This window comes from Nocardia aurea (genome assembly GCF_003123685.1).
In the GTDB taxonomy this organism is placed as follows: Bacteria; Actinomycetota; Actinomycetes; order Mycobacteriales; family Mycobacteriaceae; genus Nocardia; species Nocardia aurea.
Genome location: NZ_QCYJ01000070.1, coordinates 1 through 4,358 on the forward strand (window position 1 = coordinate 1; position 4,358 = coordinate 4,358).

At 70.2% G+C, this 4,358-nt stretch carries 5 protein-coding genes; 2 read left to right on the forward strand and 3 right to left on the reverse strand.

Annotated elements, in window-relative coordinates; genetic code table 11:
• Positions 1-169 precede the first annotated feature (169 nt).
• Positions 170-463: a Dabb family protein gene (locus tag DAT37_RS12915; RefSeq protein ID WP_109524992.1), complete on the forward strand. Its 294-nt coding sequence runs from the start codon at positions 170-172 to the stop codon at positions 461-463.
• A gap of 15 nt (positions 464-478) precedes the next feature.
• Here the strand turns inward: DAT37_RS12915 and DAT37_RS12920 are convergent, their stop codons facing one another.
• The 3 genes from DAT37_RS12920 to DAT37_RS12930 all read right to left on the reverse strand — a co-directional run bounded on the left by DAT37_RS12920 (position 479) and on the right by DAT37_RS12930 (position 3,608).
• The gene (locus DAT37_RS12920; RefSeq protein ID WP_109524993.1) at positions 479-703 is read right to left on the reverse strand and encodes a DUF6458 family protein; all 225 of its coding nucleotides are present in this window, start codon (positions 701-703) and stop codon (positions 479-481) included.
• A gap of 65 nt (positions 704-768) precedes the next feature.
• Positions 769-1,683 (reverse strand): MBL fold metallo-hydrolase, encoded by a 915-nt coding sequence (locus DAT37_RS12925; RefSeq protein ID WP_232839716.1) that lies wholly within the window; start codon positions 1,681-1,683, stop codon positions 769-771.
• A 119-nt stretch (positions 1,684-1,802) separates the two neighbouring features.
• On the reverse strand, positions 1,803-3,608 hold the full coding sequence (locus tag DAT37_RS12930) for an acyl-CoA dehydrogenase (RefSeq protein WP_109524995.1): 1,806 nt from the start codon (positions 3,606-3,608) through the stop codon (positions 1,803-1,805).
• A gap of 103 nt (positions 3,609-3,711) precedes the next feature.
• Here DAT37_RS12930 and DAT37_RS12935 point away from each other — a divergent pair.
• Positions 3,712-4,358, forward strand: a 647-nt coding sequence (locus DAT37_RS12935; RefSeq protein ID WP_198654247.1) for a class I SAM-dependent methyltransferase, incomplete at its 3' end; no start/stop codon positions are given.

A 4,358-nucleotide genomic window follows, 5' to 3' on the forward strand; every position in this document is an offset into this window, starting at 1 on the left:
GCGAGCTGGGCTCGCGGTTCCTGCGCGACGTGGGCGACATGCTGGAGGACCCGCTGCGCGTGCTGGCCTGGAGCTGAACCCGTCCGCGCCCTCCGCCGGGCGCGGAGGGCGCGGACGGCCCCGCATGCCGTCCGCGCCCGGCGGGTGCCGGGTCGATAGGGTGAGCCGCATGATTCGCCACGTCGTGCTGTTCACCTGGACCGATGCCGCCACCGATGAGCAGAAGGAGACGGTGCTGACCGAGCTGCGCAAGCTGCCGGCCGCCATCCCGCAGCTCCGCGCCTACACCTTCGGCCCCGACGCGGGCATCAACCAGGGCAACCACGACTTCGCGGTCGTGGCCGACTTCGACAGCGTGGACGACTACCTGGTCTACCGCGATCACCCCCTGCACCAGGCGGTGATCGCGGAGCACATCAAGGCGATCGTGGCGGCCCGCGCCGCCGTCCAGTTCAGCGTCTAGACCTCTCGCCTTCCGTCAGGCTTCCGGCGGCTGGTTCTCGCGGTGCATCAGCCGGTCCTCGGAAGTGCGGCCGCGCCGCGGGGCCAGCACGACGCTCAGCACGATCCCGGCGCCACCGACGATCATGAAGATGAGCCCGATCACGTCCATGTGGACCGAGTCTCCGAACACGTCGGGCTCGATGGCGAATTTCAGGATGGCGCCGAGCGTGAGGAAGAAGATGCTGACGCCGACACCCATGACGACCTCCGTAGGCAAAGACCCGGTTCGCCCACGGTCATACCCGGGTATAGGCGATCACACCCTCAGGCCAGGCAGGAGAGTGGCCGCCCGCCGTTGAAGGTGATCATGTCGAAGATGGCCGCCACGAGGTCGATGTCGCCGCCCCGCGGCAGGCCGTCCAGCTCGGCGTAGGCGCGGTGCAGGTTGCCGACGACGCGCTCGGAGTCGAGCAGCTCGCCCCACTCGCCGAGGTCCGTCTCGCGGGCGGCCTCCAGCGGCGTGAGGCCGGCGGCCCGGCCCCGCTCGGCGGTCTCGCGCACGAAGCGCAGGTAGCCGCGGACCCGCTCGATCACCTCGGGTCCGCACACGTCGCCGTGCCCCGGCACGATCGTCCGCGCGCCGAGCTCCTCAAGCCGGTCGAGCGCCTCCAGCGCGCCGTCCACCGAGCCCATCAGCACGAACGGGGTGCCGCCGTTGAACAGCAGGTCGCCGGAGAACAGCAGCCGGCGCTCCGGGATCCAGACGTACGAGTCGTTGGTGGTGTGCGCGGGGACGCCGATGTGCCGCACCTCGCAGCGCAGCTCGTCGGAGTGGAGGGTGACCCCGTCGGTGTAGGTGAGGAACGGCGCCACCGCCTCCAGCTCCCCCCATTCGACCTCGGGCGACCACACGATCGCCCGGTAGTCGGGGATGCCCTCGGCCAGCACCCTCTCGCGGGTGCGCTCGTGGGCGACGATCGTGGACTCGGGGAAGAGGTAGTTGCCGAACGTGTGGTCGCCGTGGTGATGGGTGTTGACCAGCGTCGTGACCGGCCGGTCGGTGACCCGGGCGATGGCCTCGCGGTAGGCCCGGGTGCGGCGCTCGGTCGAGCAGGCGTCGATGGCGATCACGCCGCGCCGGCCCGCGAGGAAGCCCGTGTTGTTGATCCACCAGCTTCCGTCGGGCTGGACGTAGGCGTACACGCCGTCCGAGACCTCTTCGACGCGCGGCGGGGGCAAGGGATGATCGTGAGAAGTCGAACTCATGTCGCGACCGTACCGAAAGCGGGCGCACCGGAAGTGGCGGACGCCCGCTCCGGAGACCGGAACGGGCGTCCTTGGGCGCGCGGGCGTGGAGGCTAGAACGCCTCCTCCGGCAGCTCCATGAGCTCCTGGCCGGTGCTGTCGAGCACGCGCCGCTCGGCGGCCAGGCGGGGCAGCACGGTCGTCGCGAAGAACGAGGCGGCGGCCACCTTCCCCTGGTAGAACGGGTCCTCGCGCTCGGCCAGCCGGTCCAGCGCGATCTCGGCCTGGCGCAGCAGCAGCCAGCCGATCACCAGGTCGCCCAGCGCCAGCAGGAGCCTGGTCGTGTTGAGGCCGACCCGGTAGACCTCCTCCGGCTTCTCCAGCGAGCCGAGCGCCCACCCGGCCATGGTGTCGCCCATGGCCTTGACCTCGGCGGCGGCCTCGGCGAGCAGCTTGCGCTCCTCCTTGAGGCGGCCGTTTCCGGCCTGCGAGGCGGCGAAGTCGTTGATCTCGGTCAGCAGCGAGCCGATCGCCGCGCCCTGGTTGCGCAGGATCTTGCGGAAGAACAGGTCCAGGCCCTGGATGGCGGTGGTGCCCTCGTACAGTGAGTCGATCTTGGCGTCGCGGATGTACTGCTCGATCGGGTACTCCTGCAGGTAGCCCGAGCCGCCCAGGGTCTGCAGCGAGCGGGACAGCAGCTCGTACGACCGCTCCGAGCCGAAGCCCTTGACCACCGGCAGCAGCAGGTCGTTCATCGCGTGCGCGTGCTGGTCCCGGGGGTCGATCTGGATGGCGTCCTGGAACGTGGCCGTGTAGAGGACGAGCGCCCGCATGCCCTCGGCGTACGCCTTCTGCAGCATGAGCTCGCGACGCACGTCGGGGTGGTGGGTGATGGTCACGCGCGGCGCGGACTTGTCGGCCATCCTCGTGAGGTCGGCGCCCTGCGCGCGGGACTTGGCGTACTCCAGGGCGTTCAGGTAGCCGGTGGAGAGCGTGGCGATGGCCTTGGTGCCGACCATCATGCGCGCGTGCTCGATGATCATGAACATCTGCTTGATGCCCTCGTGCGCGTCGCCGACCAGCCAGCCGACCGCCGGGTGCCGCTCGCCGAAGGTGACCTCGCACGTGGTGGAGACCTTCAGGCCCATCTTCTTCTCGACGTTGGTCACGTAGACGCCGTTGCGCTCGCCCGGCTCGCCGGTGTCGAGGTTCACGTGATACTTCGGCACCAGGAACATCGACAGGCCCTTGGTGCCCGCGGCGTGGCCCTCGGGGCGGGCCAGCACGAGGTGGAAGATGTTCTCCGACATATCGTGCTCGGCGCTGGTGATGAAGCGCTTGACGCCCTCGATGTGCCAGCTGCCGTCGGGCTGCCGCACCGCCTTGGCGCGCCCGGCGCCCACGTCGGAGCCGGCGTCGGGCTCGGTGAGCACCATGGTGGCGCCCCAGTTGCGCTCGATGGCGAGCTCGGCGAAGCGCTTCTGGTCGGCGGTGCCGAGGTTCCACAGGATGTAGGCGAAGTTGGGGCCCGCCGCGTACATGTAGATGGCCGGGTTGGCGCCCAGGATCATCTCGGCCGTCGCCCAGGCGAGGCTGCGGGGGATGCCGGGGCCGCCCAGCTCGGCGGGCAGGTCGAGGTGCGCCCAGCCGCCGTCGACCAGTGCGTGGTACGACTTCTTGAAACCGGCGGGCACGGCCACGGTGGCCGCCTCAGGGTCGAAGACCGGAGGCGTGCGGTCGCCCTCCTCGAACGACTCGGCAAGGACACCGGTGGCCAGCCTGTTGACCTCCTCCAGGATGCCGCGTGCGACGTCTTCGTCCACATCCGCGTACGGCGCGGTGCCGAGGATCTCTCGTCGCCCGAACACCTCGAAAAGGTTGAACTCCAGGTCACGCACGTTGCTCTTGTAGTGGCCCATGGGTGCTGATCTCCTTGACCCGAGGTCGTTATCTACTGGCTAGTAACCTTACTAGCAATGCTACCCGCGGGTAACCACCGATATGCGTGGCATGCTCATCTCCATGGATGCCGAAGAACTCGCCTCGCGGTGGCGAGAACGCCTGGAATCCTGGGCCATCCCGGAGGAGATCCTGGCCAAGGCCCCGGCCGATCCCTGGGGCCACTCGCCCGCCCGCTTCGCCACGCGCACCGACAGGGCGCTGGCCGAGCCGGACGACGGACCCACGATGACGCGCGTCGCGGAGGCGCTGCCCCAGGGCGGCACGCTGCTCGACGTCGGCTCGGGCACCGGCGCCTCGTCCCTCCCGCTGCACGAGCGCATCGGCGAGCTGTACGCCGTGGACACCTCGCCCGGCATGCTGGCCGAGCTCGCGCTGCGGGCGGACAAACTCGGCGTCCCGCTGACGGCGGTCGAGGGCCGGTGGCCGGACGTGGCCGGTCAGGTGCCCGTGGCCGACACGGCCATCGCCGGCCACGTCGTGTACAACGTTCCCGACCTGGCCGCGTTCCTGCGCGCGCTCGACGAGCGCACCAGCGGGCGCGTGGTGATAGAGCTCACCCACCGCCACCCCATGAGCTGGATGACCCCGCTCTGGCAGCACTTCCACGACGTGGACCGCCCGGTCCGGCCCATCGCCGAGGACTGCGTCGCGCTGGCGGCCGCGCTGGGCTACACGGTGCGGGTGGAGGAGCGCGAGGCCCCGCTGGA